Consider the following 18099-nt stretch of genomic DNA (forward strand, 5'->3'; position numbering starts at 1 on the left):
ACAACAGCCGCAATCACAACAAACACAAACAACATCATGATCTTCGAAAACAACTCAGACGGAAGAAGACTCAGGTAAGCGAAGATAAGGACGGCTTTCGTCCGAGGCGGCGCACATGTTCCCCACCCGACAGAAGGTTCCCTGTCTGCGTCTGACACGCCCCCCCAGCGCGAACGCTGGATCGACGGTCAGCTATGTGTGACAAAGCGGAACTAGGTTGGACGAAGCGGTCCTTCCATGAGCACAACGGGCAATAATATTCCCGCCCCCATCGGAACGCGTATCATGTCCAGACGATCCAGCCCCATGCTCTTATAGAATGGTTCAGCATTGAGACTGGATAATGCCTGAATCCGAACCGCCCCATCTGCACGGGCATCGTTGCTCAATCGCTCGAAAATTGCCCTCCCTATGCCAGTTCCGGATCGGTCAGGATCAACTGCAAAATGTCTTGCATGAACAAGACCGTCTACGATGGCGCCGCCCCCGGGCGGGGTAAGACTCCACCCTCCACATCCGACAATAGAGCCAATATTTTCCGCGACATAGAAAGTCCCAGAAGCCACAAGATCAGGATTTGCCCGAGTCATTGCTGGCAGGGCGAGGGCAAGCACATCTGATGCATAGGCTGGCTTCATGAGGGTCGGATAAGAGCGCCCAAGCAGGGCAGAAATCCCCTGCTCATCCTTAGCGGTGGCTACGCGCACAAGCATGATTTGCCTCCAATTGTCGCGTCTTAGGTCCGACTGTCACACAAGGAATGTCATCTATGTGGACCTAAGCAGATATTGTCGTAACTTGCTCTGAGCATATAGACTATCCTAAGCCTGAAGGGGTGTAGCTGCTTGAAACATGTCTTAGTTTTTGACTGCGAGTTCCTGACGGCCGAAGGTTCAGCGTCACGCTTCTGGTGCGGGCCGCATGATCCAGATCCAGTTGTAGCCCAGATCGGCGTGGCAAAAATCGGTCTGGAGGGGGATTTCCCTCTTCTGGATACCTTGCGAATATATATCAAACCCCGTGACCGACATGGAGCCCGGTTTGGGCTCGACCCATTTTTCTCGAGGCTGACGGGCATTACGGAGGATGACCTTCAAGAAAGAGGAATTTCCCTCAAAAACACGCTTGAGCACGTTCAGGAGTTCGCTTCTGGCGCAAGGCTCTGGTCATGGGGAAAAGATGAATTCAACATGGTCGCGATCAGCTGCTATGTGCAGGGATTTGCGCCGCCCATTCCAGCCACGCAGTTCGGCAACGCTTGTGGCCTCTTGCTGAAGGCAGGGATGCCATATGAAGATATCATGAATACCCGCAGCAATGGACTGGCCGACTACTTCAAGATCAAGCATCCCCCCCTTCAGAGGCATGATGCCCTGGATGATGCCCTCTCAGTTGCCTATGTCCTGCAGTCCCTTCTTCAACAGCAGAAACTGGGGCCATCAGATATGGCATAGTTCCCTTTGTCTTATTGATCCATAGTCCGCTTTGGGCTGAGGCTGTGTGGAAACCGGTCTCTGTGGTAGACTTTCGCAGGTCAGGCGGAGGCGGGCATGGCGGGTTTCATCGAGGGCGTTGATCGTGGCCAGTCGGTGCTTTTCCCGGATCGGCTGGAGGATTGGATTGGTGAAGACAGCCTTGTCCGCGTCGTGGATCTCTTTGTCGAAGAACTGGATCTGCAGCATCTTGGTTTCGCCCGCTCTGCCCCTGCGAGAACTGGACGTCCTGGCTATCATTCTTCTGTGCTGCTCAAGCTGTTCATCTACGGCTACCTGAACCGCATCCCGTCGAGCCGCAGGCTGGAGCGCGAGGCAGGGCGCAATGTCGAGGTCATGTGGCTGACTGGCAAGCTCGTGCCGGATCACAAGACCATCGCGGACTTCCGGCGCGACAACGGCTCGGGCATCCGCAAAGCCTGCGCGCAGTTCGTCGAACTCTGCCGCCGGATTGGCACGCTGAAGGGCGATTGCATCGCCATCGACGGCAGCAAGTTCAGGGCCGTGAACAACCGCGACAGGAACTTCACCAAGGGCAAGATCGCCAGCCGCGTCGCCCATCTCGAAGCCGATGTCGAACGCTACATCACCGAGATGGTCCGCATCGACCAGCAGGAGGAAGGCGAGGCAAGGGCTGGAAAGGTCGAGCATCTGGCCCGCCGCTATGGCCGCATCCGACAGGAGATCGCGCGGTTCAAGGAGATGGACAAGGCTTTGGCCGACGCGCCGGACGGCCAGATCTCCCTGACCGACCCCGACGCCCGCGCGATGGCGACCAGCGCCCGGCACAGCGGCTTGGTCGGTTACAATGTGCAGAGTGCTGTCGATGCCGAGACGCATCTCATCGTCGCGCATGAGATCACCAATCAGGGCTTCAACCGCGAGCAGCTCAGCCCGATGGCCATCGCGGCCAAGGCTGCCCTTGGGCGGGACGAGTTGCATGCCATCGCCGACAAGGTCTATTTCAGCGGGCCAGAGCTCCTGGCCTGCCATGAGGCAGGGATCACCACGACAGTGCCGCGGCCCGCGACCTCGGGCAATGCGACCAAGGGCAGTATGTGAAGGCGGACTTCGTCTACGACGCCGAACGGGACGTCTATGTTTGCCCGGCAGGCGAAGACCTGATCTACCGCTACACGACCGAGGAACGCAGTATTCCGATCCGGCGATACTGGATCAACGGATGCAAGACCTGCCCCCTTTGGACCCACTGCACGACCGGCAACGAGCGGCGGATTTCACGCTGGGAGCGCGAGGATCTGGTCGACGAAATGGAAGACCGTCTTGGGCGCGACCCTGACTACATGACCCTCCGCCGCTGCATCGTTGAACACCCGTTCGGCACGATCAAGGCGTCGATGGGCAGCACCCATTTCCTGACGCGCAGGCTGAAGAACGTCCGCAGCGAGATGGCGCTGAACGTCTTAGCTTACAACATCAAACGGATGGTCGCATTGCTCGGCGTCAGAGGGCTGATGCGCGCCATCCAGGCGTAAACATGCCCTCCGACACCCCCAATGCGGCCCAACCGTGGCGGCCAGGGTCCACTCAGACTCACCGCCAGAGTCGTTTTCAACGCAGGGTAAGCATGTCAGCCGACCTGCGCCGTTCCCCGCGCCAACGCTGGGTCGCGATCGCGTTTTCACACAGCCTCGGCCCTTTGCCGACATCCGACATTTTGGCTCGGAAATACCGGACTGGTGCCCGATACCCTGCTTCCACCGGAAACCTTCTGTCAGGTGGCGAATACTAGGCCCGGCGCAGAAGGTAGATGTCCATGATCCAGCCATGATCGGCCCGCGCCTGCGCGCGGGTTTCGATGATGCGCGGCCCGGCTTCCGCCAATGGCCCGTGATCGGTGATCTGTTCGGGCATCCCCGCAAAGCCTGCCCACCAGATGTGCAGCCCTTCGGGCGACAGGTGGCGGAAGGAGCATTCGCCATCCAGCATCACCACGCAGGTATCGGTGCCCGGCGGGAACCCTTCGTCCCGCAGCCGCCGCCCGGTGGTCACCATCACCGGCCCGTTGATCTCGTTCAGCGGGATCGCATGGGCCGCCGTCAGCGCCTGAATGGAGGTGATGCCCGGCACCACCTCGAGCCTTGGGGCGGGGTGCAGACGCGCGGCGATCCGCAAGGTGCTGTCGTAAAGCGACGGGTCCCCCCAGACCAGCAAAGCCACCCGGCCCGCTGCGCCCAGATGATCGGCGATCGTCTGCGCCCAGACGGCGGCGATGGCATCATGCCAGTCATCGACCCGCTGACGGTAATCAGCCACCGATTCATCCCGAACCGGCAGATCGAATTCGGCAATGCGGGTGGCAGGGTTGGTGACCACCTCGGCCACGATGGCGCGGCGCAGTTCAGCCAGATCGGCCTTTGACGCGCCCTTGCGCGGGATCAGGATCAGATCGGCCGCATTCAGCGCCCGCATGGCCTGCCGGGTCAGGTGATCGGGATTGCCGGTGCCGATGCCGATCAGGGAAAGCTCGATCATGTCTGCTCCAAAGCCGCGCGGGGTCTGGCGGCTTATCGGGCAGCGGGGGCGGCGCTGCAAGCCCGGGGGCGGCGCAGGCGTTACCGGGGCGACATCTCGGCCCGCAATTGCGCGCTCAGGGCGGCCGCAGCGGGGCCATATTGCGCGGCAAGCGCGGCTTCGCCACCCCGGGTCAGGCATCGGAAGGCAGGCACAGCCGGAATGGTGCCGAACCAGCCGATGCCGCCGGGGTTGCGCGGGGTGCGCAGCACCTCCATCTCTTCGATCAGCCCGTCACGGATCACCGGCTGCTGCACGATTTCAGGCCCGGGCAGCGCCGGTTGCGCGGGTTGGGCATCGGGAAAATGGCGACGGGCGGCCCAGAAAGGCTGATCCGCGAAACGCGGTTCCAGTGCCAGGAAATCGCGGCCAATGCGGGCCTGATGCCAGGCCGTCTCATGGGCGCGGGTGGCCAGATAGCGGCGGCAGAGATCGGTGGCATCGGCGCGCGCGTCCAGAGTGCGGCGCACCGCCGCCACAGCCAACGCGGAGGAAACCGCCCAGAACTGGCCATGGCCCGACAGCGGGTCCATCGCCGCCAGCGCATCGCCCACCGGCAGGCAGTTCAGATCGCGGGCCAGCGGCGCGGGCAGATGCGGCGCAGCGGCGCGCGCGATTACCGGCCCAGCCAGGCCCTGCAGCGGCAGACCGGATTCTGCGGATGAAATCATGTCGAGCAGCCGCGCCTCGGGCCGTCCCGGCGTGGCGGCATCCTGCATCGCCTGCACCCAGATGCGGTCCCCCGGCAGTGCCACGCGCCAGACCCAACCCCGCGCCACCGCTGTCAGCCGGCTATCTCAACAAGGAGACTCCGGCGCTGGCGAATGGCTATTACCGCACAGGCGATACGGTGGAGTTTGAACCCGATGGTTCGGTCAGCTTCATCGGGCGGTCGGATGATGTCATCACCTCTTCGGGCTATCGCATCGGGCCGTTTGATGTGGAAAGCGCGCTGCTGGAACATCCGGCGGTGATCGAGGCGGCGGTGGTGGGCGTGCCTGACCCCGAGCGGACCGAGATCGTGAAGGCCTTTGTCATTCTGGCCAAAGGGGCGCAGGGCAGCCCGGCCCTGGCCGAAGATCTGGCCCAGCATGTGCGCAAGCGGCTGTCGGCCCATGCCTATCCGCGCGCCATCGACTTTGTGACCGAACTGCCCAAAACCCCCAGGGGCAAGATCCAGCGGTTCCTGCTGCGCAAGGCCGAGGTGGAGCGGCTGGCGCAGAGTTGACCCTGCCCACATGATCCGGGTGCCGGAAAACCAGCGCGTGCCCCGGTTGCGATGCCGCAGGGGTCAGCCGAACCGGCAGCGCACCAATTGCCCGCGCCCGCCCGCGCCGGGTTGAAATTCCAGCCGCGCCCCGAACAGCCCGGCGATTTCCGACACCACAGCCAGCCCCAGCCCGTGCAATTGCTGCGCGCTGTCCACCCGCGTTGCGCGCCGGGCCATCAGATCGGCCAGCCGGTCGGGCGGGATGCCAGGCCCGTCATCCTCCACCTCCAGCACCGGGCCTTGCGGGGTCTGCAGGGCGCGCAGGGTGATGGTGGCCGCCGGTCCGGCATAGGCCATGGCATTTTCCGCCAGATTGCGCAGCAGTTCGGCACAAAGGACCGGATCGGCCTGCGCCATCAGCCGGTCTGCCCCTTCAAAACCCAGATCATGACCGTGCCGGGCGGCCTCGGGGATCAGATCGCCTGCCAGCCCCCGGGCAATCGCGGCGATATCCACCTCGGGCAAGGCCTGATGCGCCGCCGCCGCATCAATCCGCGCCAGCATCAGAAGCTGGGCCAAGACCCGTTCGGCCCGTGCCAGCGCGGCATCGGCCTTGTCCAGCCCATCGGGTGTGACGCCATCGCGCAGCAGACCCAGTTGCGCCCGCACCGTGGCCAGCGGGGTGCGCAATTGGTGGCTGGCATTGCCGGTGAAATTGCGCAGCGCGCCCAGCGCCTGCCCCAGCCGCTGCATGAAACTGTTCACCGACCCGACCAGCCCCGCCACCTCGTCCGGCACCTGCGCGGCCAGCGGCGTCAGGTCATCAGGCGACCGGTCTGCAATCGTTTCGCCCAGCCGGTCCAGCGGGCGCAGCGCCAGCGTCACGGTGATCCAGACGATCAGCGCCGCGCCCAGGATCATGCCCAGCAGACGCAGAGCCGACCGCCACAGGATCGCCCGCGCCAGGGCATCGCGCGCGCGGGTGGATTCGGCCACTGTCACGGTAAAGGGCAACCAGCCCTCGCCGGTGGAAACCTGTCGCGCCAGCGTGGCGATGCGCACCGGCGTGCCGTCAAAGCTGCTGTCGCGAAAGGCCAGACCGTCCTGGGCGCGCAACACCTCCAGCCGGTCATAGCCGGTGATGAAGCCTGCAGGCCCGTCCACCCGGTAGAACACCTGATCTTCGGCCGTCGATGCCAGCATTTCCAGCGCGGAATAGGGAATATCGACCTCGATCCCGCCGGTCAGATCGACAGACACCCGTTCGGCAATCGCCATGGCCGATCCGCCCAATACTCGATCCGAAACACCTTGCGCGGTGCGCAATGCCTCGCCCCAGGTATCCAGCAGCGCCAGCAGCCCGAGAATGGCCGTCGCCACCAGCAGCCAGCCCAGCAGGCGACGCCGCAGCGACCAGCCCCCCGTCCCGGCACCCGCCGTGGCGCCGGTCACTGGCCCGGCCCCTTTTCGATGTAATATCCGATCCCGCGCGCCGTACGCAGCACCACCCCATGCGGAGCCAGCCGCCGCCGCAGCCGCGAGATGTACTGTTCGATCGCATTGTCGGACAGCATGTCGTCAAGCGAGGTGAGCGATTGCACGATCACCTCTTTCGCGACCACCTTCCCCGCCCGCGTGAACAAAAGTTCCAGCAGCGCGCGTTCGCGGGCCGGCAGGTCAAGCATCTGGCCGCCAGCACTGAACTGGCGGCTGACCAGATCAAGCGTTATCGCCCCCAGCGACAGGCTGGAGCTGCGCAATCCGGCCTGACGGCGCAGAAGCGAGCGGACGCGCGCCTCGAACTCGCCCACGTCAAACGGTTTCGACATATAGTCATCCGCCCCCAGATCGAGCCCGCGAACCCGTTCCTCGGGAGTGCCGCGCGCTGTCAGGATCATGACCGCCGCCGGGTTCTGCCGCCCCCGCATCGCGCGCAGCACCGACAATCCGTCCAGTTCCGGCAGGTTCAGATCAAGGATCACCAGATCAAAGCTCTCCGCCGCCGCCAAAGCTTCGGCCGACACACCATCGGCAACGCAATCCACCGCATAGCCCGCCCGGGCCAGAAGCGCCGTCAACGCTTCGGCCAATGGCCTGTCATCCTCCACCAGCAAGATCCGCATTGCCCCCTCCGTCCCTTGTGCAGCCTAAGCGGCAAATGCCGCGTTGTGAACCCGCCCGGGCCTGTGCCACTCTGTGCCCATGTTGCGTATTCTGGCCCTTCTTGCCCTGATCCCCGCCGCGGCCCTGCGTGCCGAGGTGATGGCCGTGCCCGCCCCCGGCCCGCATGAGGCGGAGCTGGTGATCTATTCCTCGCTGGATGCCCGGCTGGCCCGGCCCCTGATCGAAGGATTTCAGACCGAAAATCCCGGGATCGCCGTGCGCTATGAAGACCTGCTGGCCAATGAAATCCGCGAAAGGATCGTGGCCGAAAGCGATGCCGGGGGCACCACCGCCGATTTCGCCTTTTCATCCGGCATGGACCTGCAGATGAAACTGGCCAATGACGGCTATGCCCGCCCGGTCAGCCTGCCCGCCGCCGCACATTGGCCCGATTGGGCCAACTGGCGCGAAACGGCCTTTGCCCTGACCTTTGAACCCGGGGTGCTGATCTATCACCGGCCCAGCTTTCCCGAAGGTCCGCCGCAATCGCGGCTGGCATTGATGCGCTGGTTGAAACAGGCCGGGCCTGCCGTTCAGGGCCGTGTGGGCACCTATGACATTACCCGCTCTGCGGTGGGCTATCTGTTCGTCGCGCAGGATGACGAACATTTCAGCGATATCTGGGCGGTGTTGCAGGCCATGGGCGCGGCGGGTCTGCAGACCTTTCCCACCAGTCAGGACATCATCGACCGCGTGGCCGATGGCCGGTTGCTGATCGGCTATAACATCCTTGGGTCCTATGCGGCGGATCAGGCCCGGCTGCACCCCGATCTGGGCTATGTCCTGCTGCGCGACTATACCGTGGTGGTATCGCGGGTGGCGCTGGTGCCGCGCGCAGCGGCCCGGCCCGATCTGGGTGAAAGGTTTCTGGGCTTTCTCCTCAGCCGGTCGGGGCAGGAAATTCTGGCCCGCAAACTGCGACTGCCTGCCGTCAGTCTGGAAGTGTCAGATGCCAACAGTGCCCGCAGCATGCAGGCCGCCCTGGGCGATCAGTTGCGCCCGGTGAATGTCAGCCCCGGATTGCTGGTCTATCTGGATCAGGCCAAGCGCCGCAGGCTGATCCGCCGCTGGCACGAGGCATTGAACAGCCGCTGACCGGGGTATCAGACCGCGGCGCGGCCTGCCTCTCTGCGGATGAAGTCGATCATCAGCCGCACGCGCTGTGGCAGATAGGCCTTGGTCGGATACAGCGCCCAGATGCCCGATTCAAATCCGGTCGCCGTCACCTCCAACTGCGGGAACAGGTCGATCAGGGTTCCGTCGCGCAGGCTTTGCCCCACCAGCCAATCGGTAAGCAGGGCCACACCCAACCCGTCCAGAGCCGCACGGCGCAGGGACAGCGCATTGCTGCAGATCAGCCAGCCATCCACCGGCACCTCGGTCACCCGGCCAGCCGTATCGCGGAACATCCAGCGATCGCGAAAGCCCGGCAGGGGAAAGCGCAAGGCGGGATGATGCGCCAGATCCTCTGGCCGGGCCGGGGCCGGGTTCTGCTGCAGATAGGCAGGCGATGCGACAACCCGATACCGCGCAGTCAGGATGCGGCTGCTGATCAGCGCCCCTGCCGGGGCCGGGGCCAGTCGCAGCGCCAGATCGATCCTGTCGCGCACCAGATCAAGATTGCTGTCGCTCAGGATCAACTCTACCCTGATGCCCGGATAGGCGGCATGAAACCCGCCAAGCAGCGGCATCACCACCTCGTGCCCGAACGAAACCGAGGTGGTCATCCGCAAGGTTCCGCCGGGATCGGTAGACAGTGTCTCTGCCGATCCAAGCGCCGCATCAAATTCATCCAGCAGGGGGGCCAACCGGGTCAGAAACGCCTCGCCCGCTTCGGTCACGCTGAAACGGCGGGTAGAGCGCTGGAAAATCCGCAGCCCCAACCCCGCCTCGATCTCGGCCACCCGGCGCGAGACCGAGGCGGGGTTCAGATCCAGCGTCCGCGCCGCTGCTGCAAAGCCGCCCTGATCGCGCACGAGCAGCAGGGTTTTCAGGTCATCCAGGTTCATTCGTGCAGAATGCGCACGATTATCGCGCATATCAACGTATTTAACGCAATCCATGCACTTCTTAGCTTTGCGTCATCGCCCATAGCCCTGAAAGGCCGCAGCATGACAACCCTTTTGCGCATCGATTCCTCTAGCCGCCATGATGGTTCCTGGTCGCGCCGTCTTGGCGATGATCTGGCCGCCCATCTGGCACCAACGCAAACCCTGACCCGCGATCTGGCGCTGACACCGCTGCCGCATATCTCGGCTGACAGCATCAGCGCCTTCTTTGCCGATCCCGCCAGCCTTGGCCCCGCAGAACAGCAGGCCACCGCCCTGTCGGATGAATTGCTGGCAGAAATCGCGGCGGCGGATGACATTCTGATCACGGTGCCGATGTACAATTTCGGCATCCCTTCGGCGCTGAAAGCCTGGATCGACCAGATCGTGCGCGTGGGCCGCAGCTTCAGCTTTGACGGGCAATCCTTCGGCGGGTTGATCTCTGGCAAACGGGCCTTTGTCATCGTGGCCTATGGCGCGGCAGGCTATCGCGGCGATTTCCGCCCTGCCGATTTCGCGGCACCATATCTGACCTTCGTGCTGAACTTCATCGGGATCACCGATGTGACGGTGATCCCCGTCGAAGGCATCAACATGGGTCAGGGCGAGAATGCAGAAAGCGCCGCACGCGCCATGATCGCGGCCTTGCCCGTCCGGCGCGCAGCATGAACGCGGGCATGGCACGGATCGGCTTTCTGGGTCTTGGCGCCATGGGTTCGCGCATGGCGGCAAGGCTGCTGGCGGCCGGGCACGATCTGACCGTCTGGAACCGCAGCCCCGATGCGACGGCAAGGCTTGCCAGATCGGGCGCGCGGATGGCCAAAACGCCACGCGACGCCGCGATGGGGCAGGACTTTGTTTTCAGCATGCTGCGCGACGATACCGCCGCAGCCGAAGTCTGGCTGGGCGATGACGGGGCGCTGTCGGGCATGGCCCCGGATGCGGTGGGGGTGGAGTGTTCCACCCTGTCGCTGCCGGGGGTCCGGCACCTTGCGCAGGCCTTTGCCACGGCGGGGCGGGATCTTGTCGAAGCCCCCTTGGCTGGATCGCGGCCGCAGGCCGAGGCAGGATCGCTGATCTTCCTGACCGGGGGCGAGGCCGGACCGATAGACCGTCTGCGCCCGGTGTTGCTGGCCATGGGATCGGCGGTGCATCATGCTGGACCATGCGGCGCAGGCTGTCTGGCCAAGCTGCATGTGAATGCGATGTTCGGAGCTGGGCTTGCCGTGACGGCCGAATTCATCGGGCTGATCCGCAAAGCGGGGCTAGACCCCGCACCCATCCTCGCGGCCTGGGCTGAAACCCCGGTGGCGGCCCCTGCTCTGAAACTGGCAGCGCCGGGCATGCTGGGGGACAGTTTTCCCCCGGCCTTCCCCATTGATCTTGTGGCCAAGGATTTCGCGATGATGCAGCGCAGCGCCACGGGTGCCGGGGCGGCGATGCCGGTCACCAGGGAATTGGGGCAGATCTTTGCCGCGGCGCGTGACGAAGGCCTTGGTGATCTGAATGCAACCGGGATTGTCAGGCGCTACACCATCTGACACGCAGCGATCCGCCTGATCCGGCGCCCGTCCCTTTGGGGGCGGGTGTCGGCATTTCAGGGGATTCCCTCGCTGAAGGCATGCGAATCGTGCTGTCTTGACCGTGGCCTTTCTGAACCCGCTACCCCGCGTTATCGGCGACTGCGCATAGGCCAAACCAGACAGTTCTCTGGCTTCAGTCATAATGCGACGTGCTGATTTTTCGGGATGGCTCTTGGTCGGAGCGAGAGGATTCGAACCTCCGACCCCCTGCTCCCGAAGCAGGTGCGCTACCAGACTGCGCTACGCTCCGACCGTAGCGCGGGCATTAAACCGTTCTGATACGCGATGCAAGGGGCCGGGTGGGGAATTCTAGGCGGGGTTTCCAGATTCTCGGAATGGCTGGGATGCGGGATTTCAACCGTCAGAGTGGCGTCATGCAGTATTTCGATAATTACAGAAATACAGGTTGACCGCATGCGCGCGGGCTGCCACTATTTCGACATACATAGAAATACCGCCCCCTCCCAATTCCATGCCTCTGCGAAAGGACCCGTCATGCCCGATCTCTCTGCCCTTCCCGTGGCCATCATCGGCGCAGGCCCCGTGGGCCTTGCCTCAGCGGCCCATCTTATGGCACGCGGCCTGAAGCCTGTCGTGCTGGAGCGCGGCGCAACAGTCGGCGCTTCGGTGGCCGAATGGGGCCATGTGCAGCTGTTTTCGCCGTGGCGCTATAACATCGACACTGCCGCCGCTGCATTGCTGGATCAGACCGGCTGGCAGCGCCCTGATGACGATGCCGTGCCGACCGGGGCCGAACTGGTATCGGCCTATCTGCAGCCGCTGGCCCAGCATCCGGCACTGGCCGCCGCCTTGCGCCTGCAGGCCCGGGTCGAGGCGGTGACCCGGCACAATCTGTCGCGGATCGGATCGGACAATCGCGACACCACCGCCTTTTCGCTGCTGTGGCGGGATGCGGCAGGGGCGAGCCACCGGCTGCTGGCCCGGGCGGTGATCGATGCTTCGGGCAGTTGGACCATGCCGAACCCGCTGGGTCTGGACGGGTTGCCGATCCCGGGCGAAACCGACCATGCCGATCGCATCGCCTATGGCCCGGCCCATATCCGGGGCGCGGATCAGAGGCTTTATGCCGGAAAGCGGGTTCTGGTGGCCGGGGCGGGACATTCGGCGATCAATGTCGTGCTGGATTTGCTGGACCTGCGGAAAGACCACCCGGATACCCGGATTTTCTGGGCCACGCGGGGCGGTGGCATCGCCCGGCTGCTGGGCGGCGGGCTGAATGACCAACTGCCCGGCCGCGGGCAACTGGGCCTTGCGGCGGTCGAGGCGCTGAATTCCGGGCAACTGACCCTGCTGTCACCCTATGCCGCGCAGTCCATCACCCGCAGCGGCGATGCGCTGGCCGTGCAGGGATTGCTGAATGGCATGCCGCATCAGCTTGATCTGGACCGGATCATCGTCGCGACCGGGTTCCGCCCCGATCTGGCGATGCTGCGCGAAGTGCGGCTGGGCATTGACCCGATTGTCGAGGCCCCTTTGGCGCTGGCCCCGCTGATCGACCCCAATCTGCATTCCTGCGGAACAGTGCCGCCGCATGGTGTGGTGGAACTGGCCCATCCCGAACGGGATTTCTACATCGTCGGCATGAAATCCTATGGTCGTGCGCCAACCTTCCTGATGGCGACAGGGTATGAACAGGTCCGCTCCATCGCCGCAGAACTGGCGGGGGACAGGGCGGCGGCGCGGGATGTGCGTCTGGTTCTGCCGGAAACGGGCGTCTGTTCCACGGATCGCGCGCCGATGGCGCCGGCATCGTGCTGCGGCGGTCCGGCCCAGCCCGAAACCGGCGCCTGCTGTGCGCTGGATGCTGCGGCCAGAACAGCGGGGGCCGAAGAGTGCGGCTGCGGCAGCACGGCCAAGACCCCGGCAGAGGCCAGCCCTTGCTGCGCGCCTGCTGCCTGATCGACCTCGCGGCCTCTGGACCGGCGCGGGGGGATGCGGCACTGTCGGGCCGTGGCAGGCCCACAAGGCAGATCAGGAAAGGCCGTCAGACATGCGCGATTTTCAGCTTCCCGGCCGGTCAGCGGTCAGAACCACCCGGGCGATGGCCGCCACCTCGCACCCCTTGGCGACCGAGGCGGCGCTGGACATGCTGCGCCGGGGCGGCAATGCGGTGGATGCCGCCATCGCCGCATCTGCCGTGCAGGCGGTGGTAGAGCCGCAATCCACCGGGATCGGCGGCGATTGCTTTGTGCTTTATGCCCCGAAGGGCGGCGATCAGGTGCTGGCCCTGAACGGATCAGGCCGCGCGCCGCGCGCCGCCACGATCGACGCCTTACGCAGCATGGGCCTGTCAGAGATGCCCCGCCATGGGCCCCATTCGGTGACCATTCCCGGTGCCATCGACGCCTGGGATCGGCTGTCGCGCGACCATGGGCGCAAGCCGCTGGCCGATTGCCTGCAAGCCGCGATCCACTATGCCGAGGCGGGCTATGTGGTGCATGATCGCGTCGCCTTCGACTGGGCCGATACGGCCGCGCTGCTGGCCGCCGACCCCCATTCCGCCGCGATCTTCCTGCCCGGGGGCAAGCCGCCCGCCGCGGGCGATCTGCACCGCCAACCCGCGCTGGCCGCCACCCTGCGCCTTGTGGCCGAACGGGGCCGTGACGGGTTCTATACCGGCGCAGTGGCCGAGGCGCTGGTGGCGCGGCTGCGCGCCCTTGGGGGGTTGCACAGTCTGGACGACTTCGCCGCCACCCGCTGCGATTGGGTCGCGCCGGTGTCGGTCGAATATCGCGGCTATCGCATCCACCAGATGCCGCCGAACAATCAGGGCCTGACCGCGCTGGTGATGCTGAACATTCTGGCGCATGAGGATCTGGCCCGGCTGGACCCGCATGGCAGCGCGCGGTTCCATCTAGAGATCGAGGCCGCCCGGCTTGCCTATCGCGAACGCAATACCCGGCTGGCCGAGATGGACCGCAACGATCCGGTGATCGGTGCGCTGATATCCCCCGCCCATGCGGCGCGGCTGCATGGTGCAATCCGGCATGACCGGGCGATGACCGATCTGCCACCCATTGATCTGGCACCGTCGGATACGGTCTATATCTCGGTCGTGGATGAAGACCGCAATGCCATCAGCTTCATCAACTCCACCTACTGGGCCTTTGGCAGCGGGATCACCTGCCCGCAAACCGGGGTCGTGTTGCAGAACCGGGGTTCCAGCTTCCGCATGGTCCCGGCCCACCCCAACGCGCTGGCACCGGGCAAGCGCCCGATGCACACGATCATGCCCGGCATGGTCACCCGCGAGGGCCGGGCCATCATGCCCTTTGGCGTGATGGGCGGGGATTTTCAGCCGATGGGCCATGTGCATCTGCTGACCAACATGCTGGATTACGGGATGGATGTTCAGGCCGCGCTGGACAGCCCGAGGGTCTTTCCCGACAAGGGCGTGGTGCGGGCGGAACGCGGTGTTTCGGCGGCAACGCTGCAGGGGCTGCAGGCGCTTGGCCATCCGGTCGCCGAGGCCGAGGAACCCTGGGGCGGCGGTCAGGCCATCTGGATCGACTGGCAGAAAGGCACGCTGACCGGCGGGTCTGACCCGCGCAAGGATGGCATGGCGGCAGGGTTCTGAACGGCCCTGCCCCCTTGGCAACCAAAGGGGGCAGGGGGAATGCGATCAGCCTGCCAGCAGGGCGGCATTGCCGCCCGCCGCCGTGGTATCGACGCAGAGGTGGCGTTCATGCGCGACATGCGCCACATCGGGCAGCGAGGTGATCAGCTGCACGATTTCACCATCACGGTCGGCCAATGCCTGCGCAAGATCGCGCCCGGTGGCCGCATCACCCCACCACAGCGCCGCCGAAAATCCGTCAAGGCTGGTCAGCGTCGAAGGCGCGATGGTGCCCTCCACGATCACCGCGTCGCCCCCCAGCGATTCAACCGCGGTCTTTTGCGCCGTCGCCGCCACCTTGCCGGGGCCAAGGCACAGGATCGGCGGGCGGGTATGCAGCGTCAGGCGGTTCAATTCCCCCGTCGGGCCGGGCATCACCTGTTCCCCGATCTGGCGCGGCGCATGAGCCTGAAGCACCTGCGACAGTCGCGCCACATCCACCCGGTCCGGCCATTGCGCGTCGGGGATGCTGGCCACTGGCGGCGCGAAGAAGCGGCCAACATAATTCGGCCCGCCCGCCTTCGGCCCGGTGCCCGACAGGCCCTCGCCGCCAAAGGGTTGGCTGCCCACCACCGCGCCGATCTGGTTGCGGTTCACATAGATATTGCCGACATGGATCGCCCCGGCCACCTCTTGCACACGGCTGTCGATGCGGGTGTGCAGCCCGAAGGTCAGGCCATAACCCTTTGCATTGATCGCCTGAACCACGCGGCCCAGGTCCTCGCCCCTGAAGGTGGCGACATGCAGCACCGGGCCAAAGATTTCGCGATCCAGATCCTCGATCCCGCGCACGGCGATCATGGTGGGCGGGATGAAGGTGCCCGTCTGCGGCACGGCAAGCTGATGCAGGATGCGCGCGCGGTGTTCTTCCAGATAATCGGCGATGGTGGATTGCGCGCGACGGTCGATCACCGGGCCGACATCGGTGGAAAGCGCCCAGGGGTCGCCCACCACCAGCTCGTTCATCGCGCCCTTGATCATCTCGATCAGATGCGGCGCGATGTCTTCCTGCACATAAAGGCACCGCAGGGCCGAACAGCGCTGCCCCGCCGACCGGAAGGCCGAGGCCACGATATCGCGCACCGCCTGTTCGGGCAGCGCGGTGCTGTCCACGATCATCGCATTCAATCCGCCGGTTTCGGCGATCAGCGGTGTGCCGGGGGCCAGATGGGCGGCCATGTTGCGCGCGATGGTCTGGGCGGTGGCCGTCGATCCGGTAAAGACAAGGCCAGACACCCGTGGGTCTGTCGCCAGTGCCGTCCCGACCACGCTGCCGCGCCCCGGCAGCAATTGCAGCGCGCTGCGCGGCACACCGGCCTGATGCAGCAGGCGCACGCCGATGCTGGCGATGATCGGTGTGGGTTCCGCCGGTTTGGCGATCACGGCATTTCCGGCCATCAGCGCCGCCGCAATCTGGCCCGAAAAGATCGCCAGCGGAAAGTTCCACGGGCTGATCGCACCGATGATGCCGCGCGGCCCGGCGGTGGCGGTTTCGCCTTCCGCCGCATAATAGCGCAGGAAATCGACCGCCTCACGCAGTTCGCCCACGGCATCGGGCAGGGTCTTGCCCGCCTCGTGCGTCAGCGCGGCGAAGATTTCGCCGAATTGCGTCTCGAACAGATCGGCGGCACGGCGCAGCACGGCGGCCCGTTCGGCAGCCGGGGCGTCCCATGGGCGGGCATCTTCGATGGCGCGGGTGACGGTTGCAGCATCGACATGCATCACTTCGCCGATGGTTTCGCCGGTGGCGGGGTTGATCACCGGATGCAGGCTGCCGGTTGCCGGGCGCAGGGCCAGAACCTCGGCCACGGGCCGGGCGGCATCACGGGCCGCCGCGATCCGCTGCAGCGTTTCGACATCTGACTGATCAAACCCTTGCGAATTGGCCCGCCGGTCACCGAACAGATCTTGCGGGGCCAGCAGTGCCGCAGGGGCGCGGGCGGTGGCCAGCGCCTCGAACGGATCGCGGGCCACTTCCTCGGGGCTGATTGCCTCATCGACGATCTGATGCACGAAAGACGAATTCGCGCCGTTTTCCAGCAGGCGGCGCACCAGATAGGCCAGAAGGTCACGATGCGCCCCGACCGGGGCATAGATGCGGCAGCGCCCGCCGGTTTCGGCCAGCACGATGTCATGCAGCCGTTCGCCCATGCCATGCAGCCGCTGGAATTCGAACTTCACATCGCCCGCCATTTCCAGCACCGCCGCAACGGTCTGGGCATTATGCGTGGCGAATTGCGGATAGATCCGGTCGGCATAGCCGATCAGCTTGCGCGCATTGGCGATATAGCTGACATCGGTGGCGGTCTTGCTGGTGAACAGCGGGAAACCGGGCAGGCCTTCAACCTGGGCGCGCTTGATTTCGCTGTCCCAATAGGCACCCTTCACCAGCCGCACCATGATCTTGCGATCCAGCCGCGTGGCGGTTTCATACAGCCAGTCGATCACCAGACCGGCGCGCTTGCCATAGGCCTGCACCACCACGCCGAACCCGTGCCAGCCCGCCAGAGACGGATCGGCCAGAACTGCCTCGATCACCTTCAGAGACAGCACCAGCCGGTCCTGTTCTTCGGCATCGATGTTCATGCCCATGCCCGCCGCCTTGGCCGCCTGCGCCAGTTTCAGCACAACCGGCACCAGTTCGGCCATGACGCGCTCTTCCTGCGCCACTTCATAGCGCGGATGCAGCGCCGACAGCTTGATCGAAATGCCGGGATTGGCCTCGACCGAGCCCTTGTCGCAGGCCCGTGCAATGGCGGCGATGGCATTGGCATATTCGCGGGCATAGCGGGCGGCATCGGCCCGCGTCATCGCGGCTTCGCCCAGCATGTCATAGCTGTAGGTGAATCCCTGCGCCTCGCGGCTGCGGGCGCGGTCAAGGGCGGCGTCGATGGTCTGACCCAGCACGAACTGGCGGCCCATTTCCTTCATCGCGCGGCCCACGGCGGTACGGATCACCGGTTCGCCCAACCGCTTGATCATGCCGCGCAGGGTGCCAGCCACGCCGCCCTGCCCATCGTCCAGCACCTTGCCCGTCAGCATCAAGGCCCAGGTCGAGGCGTTCACAAGGCTGGAGGACGCCTCACCCAGATGGCGGCCCCAGTTCGACGGCGCGATCTTGTCTTCGATCAGCGCGTCGATCGTCAGCCGGTCGGGCACGCGCAGCATGGCTTCGGCAAGGCACATCAGCGCCACGCCTTCGCGGGTGGACAGGCCATATTCCGACAGGAAATGTTCCATCAGCGTGGGCTTGGCCTCGCTGCGGATACGCCGCACCAGCCCGGCCCCCTTGGCCGTGATCCGGGCCCGCAGGTCAGCATCCAGCGCGGCCTCTTGCACCAGATGATCCAGAAGCGCGGCCTCGGGCTGGAACTTGGCAGACAGGGTAAAGTGCGACAGGTCGGTCATGGGGCCTCTGGGGGTCAGATCG

General features: G+C 65.0%; 14 protein-coding genes, 1 tRNA gene and 1 pseudogene. 8 read left to right on the forward strand and 8 right to left on the reverse strand.

Features of this window, described 5'->3' with window-relative positions; all coding sequences use genetic code 11:
• Nucleotides 1-212 precede the first annotated feature (212 nt).
• Nucleotides 213-713 carry a GNAT family N-acetyltransferase gene (locus tag V6590_RS20900; RefSeq protein ID WP_350339898.1) on the reverse strand — a complete coding sequence of 167 codons (501 nt, stop codon included), beginning with the start codon at nt 711-713 and terminating at the stop codon, nt 213-215.
• A gap of 132 nt (nt 714-845) precedes the next feature.
• On the opposite strand from V6590_RS20900, the gene V6590_RS18860 reads away from it, so the two are divergent.
• Nucleotides 846-1454 carry a 3'-5' exonuclease family protein gene (locus tag V6590_RS18860; RefSeq protein WP_335425252.1) on the forward strand — a complete coding sequence of 203 codons (609 nt, stop codon included), beginning with the start codon at nt 846-848 and terminating at the stop codon, nt 1452-1454.
• Nucleotides 1455-1550: 96 nt separating this feature from the next.
• Nucleotides 1551-2989: pseudogene (locus V6590_RS18865) on the forward strand (IS1182 family transposase).
• 253 nt (nt 2990-3242) lie between these two features.
• Here the strand turns inward: V6590_RS18865 and cobF are convergent.
• Both cobF and V6590_RS18875 read right to left on the reverse strand, forming a co-directional pair.
• Entirely contained in the window at nt 3243-3989 is a 747-nt protein-coding gene (gene cobF / locus V6590_RS18870; protein WP_335425253.1) for a precorrin-6A synthase (deacetylating), read from the reverse strand.
• 80 nt (nt 3990-4069) lie between these two features.
• Nucleotides 4070-4783 (reverse strand): hypothetical protein, encoded by a 714-nt coding sequence (locus tag V6590_RS18875; protein WP_335425254.1) that lies wholly within the window; start codon nt 4781-4783, stop codon nt 4070-4072.
• Between V6590_RS18875 and V6590_RS18880 the strand changes: the two genes are divergently transcribed.
• The gene (locus V6590_RS18880) at nt 4777-5256 is read left to right on the forward strand and encodes an AMP-binding enzyme (RefSeq protein WP_434063287.1); all 480 of its coding nucleotides are present in this window, start codon (nt 4777-4779) and stop codon (nt 5254-5256) included. The genes V6590_RS18875 and V6590_RS18880 overlap by 7 nt on opposite strands.
• A 63-nt stretch (nt 5257-5319) precedes the next feature.
• On the opposite strand, the gene V6590_RS18885 is transcribed toward V6590_RS18880, so the two are convergent.
• Together V6590_RS18885 and V6590_RS18890 are read right to left on the reverse strand one after the other, a co-directional pair.
• A complete protein-coding gene (locus tag V6590_RS18885) occupies nt 5320-6690 on the reverse strand; it encodes a sensor histidine kinase (protein WP_335425255.1) in 1371 nt (456 codons plus the stop codon).
• On the reverse strand, nt 6687-7361 hold the full coding sequence (locus tag V6590_RS18890; protein WP_335425256.1) for a response regulator: 675 nt from the start codon (nt 7359-7361) through the stop codon (nt 6687-6689). The genes V6590_RS18885 and V6590_RS18890 overlap by 4 nt, the downstream gene beginning before the upstream one ends.
• Before the next feature lie 79 nt (nt 7362-7440).
• On the opposite strand from V6590_RS18890, the gene V6590_RS18895 reads away from it, so the two are divergent.
• The gene (locus V6590_RS18895; RefSeq protein WP_335425257.1) at nt 7441-8496 is read left to right on the forward strand and encodes an ABC transporter substrate-binding protein; all 1056 of its coding nucleotides are present in this window, start codon (nt 7441-7443) and stop codon (nt 8494-8496) included.
• A gap of 8 nt (nt 8497-8504) precedes the next feature.
• Here V6590_RS18895 and V6590_RS18900 read toward each other — a convergent pair whose 3' ends face one another.
• Complete coding sequence (locus tag V6590_RS18900; protein WP_335425258.1) at nt 8505-9410, reverse strand: LysR family transcriptional regulator; 906 nt, start codon at nt 9408-9410, stop codon at nt 8505-8507.
• A gap of 102 nt (nt 9411-9512) precedes the next feature.
• Between V6590_RS18900 and V6590_RS18905 the strand changes: the two genes are divergently transcribed.
• Together V6590_RS18905 and V6590_RS18910 are read left to right on the forward strand one after the other, a co-directional pair.
• Nucleotides 9513-10118 carry an FMN-dependent NADH-azoreductase gene (locus V6590_RS18905; RefSeq protein ID WP_335425259.1) on the forward strand — a complete coding sequence of 202 codons (606 nt, stop codon included), beginning with the start codon at nt 9513-9515 and terminating at the stop codon, nt 10116-10118.
• Complete coding sequence (locus tag V6590_RS18910; protein WP_335425260.1) at nt 10115-10990, forward strand: NAD(P)-dependent oxidoreductase; 876 nt, start codon at nt 10115-10117, stop codon at nt 10988-10990. The genes V6590_RS18905 and V6590_RS18910 overlap by 4 nt, the downstream gene beginning before the upstream one ends.
• Nucleotides 10991-11205: 215 nt before the next feature.
• On the opposite strand, the gene V6590_RS18915 is transcribed toward V6590_RS18910, so the two are convergent.
• Nucleotides 11206-11282 (reverse strand) — tRNA-Pro (locus V6590_RS18915).
• Nucleotides 11283-11527: 245 nt separating this feature from the next.
• On the opposite strand from V6590_RS18915, the gene V6590_RS18920 reads away from it, so the two are divergent.
• On the forward strand, nt 11528-12952 hold the full coding sequence (locus tag V6590_RS18920) for an FAD-dependent oxidoreductase (protein ID WP_335425261.1): 1425 nt from the start codon (nt 11528-11530) through the stop codon (nt 12950-12952).
• 91 nt (nt 12953-13043) lie between these two features.
• Nucleotides 13044-14630 (forward strand): gamma-glutamyltransferase, encoded by a 1587-nt coding sequence (gene ggt / locus V6590_RS18925; protein WP_335425262.1) that lies wholly within the window; start codon nt 13044-13046, stop codon nt 14628-14630.
• 45 nt (nt 14631-14675) lie between these two features.
• On the opposite strand, the gene putA is transcribed toward ggt, so the two are convergent.
• On the reverse strand, nt 14676-18077 hold the full coding sequence (gene putA / locus V6590_RS18930) for a bifunctional proline dehydrogenase/L-glutamate gamma-semialdehyde dehydrogenase PutA (protein WP_335425263.1): 3402 nt from the start codon (nt 18075-18077) through the stop codon (nt 14676-14678).
• Between the last annotated feature and the right edge of the window lie 22 nt (nt 18078-18099).

The sequence above is a fragment of the Gemmobacter denitrificans genome (genome assembly GCF_036964905.1).
In the GTDB taxonomy this organism is placed as follows: domain Bacteria; phylum Pseudomonadota; class Alphaproteobacteria; order Rhodobacterales; family Rhodobacteraceae; genus Gemmobacter; species Gemmobacter denitrificans.

What these genes read in the sequence shown, in the direction of transcription:
- V6590_RS20900 (WP_350339898.1), bottom strand. Translation starts at nt 713, where the DNA reads ATGCTTGTGCGCGTAGCCACCGCTAAGGATGAGCAGGGGATTTCTGCC.
- cobF (WP_335425253.1), bottom strand. Translation starts at nt 3,989, where the DNA reads ATGATCGAGCTTTCCCTGATCGGCATCGGCACCGGCAATCCCGATCAC.
- V6590_RS18890 (WP_335425256.1), bottom strand. Translation starts at nt 7,361, where the DNA reads ATGCGGATCTTGCTGGTGGAGGATGACAGGCCATTGGCCGAAGCGTTG.
- V6590_RS18895 (WP_335425257.1), top strand. Translation starts at nt 7,441, where the DNA reads ATGTTGCGTATTCTGGCCCTTCTTGCCCTGATCCCCGCCGCGGCCCTG.
- V6590_RS18900 (WP_335425258.1), bottom strand. Translation starts at nt 9,410, where the DNA reads ATGAACCTGGATGACCTGAAAACCCTGCTGCTCGTGCGCGATCAGGGC.
- V6590_RS18905 (WP_335425259.1), top strand. Translation starts at nt 9,513, where the DNA reads ATGACAACCCTTTTGCGCATCGATTCCTCTAGCCGCCATGATGGTTCC.
- V6590_RS18910 (WP_335425260.1), top strand. Translation starts at nt 10,115, where the DNA reads ATGAACGCGGGCATGGCACGGATCGGCTTTCTGGGTCTTGGCGCCATG.
- V6590_RS18920 (WP_335425261.1), top strand. Translation starts at nt 11,528, where the DNA reads ATGCCCGATCTCTCTGCCCTTCCCGTGGCCATCATCGGCGCAGGCCCC.
- ggt (WP_335425262.1), top strand. Translation starts at nt 13,044, where the DNA reads ATGCGCGATTTTCAGCTTCCCGGCCGGTCAGCGGTCAGAACCACCCGG.
- putA (WP_335425263.1), bottom strand. Translation starts at nt 18,077, where the DNA reads ATGACCGACCTGTCGCACTTTACCCTGTCTGCCAAGTTCCAGCCCGAG.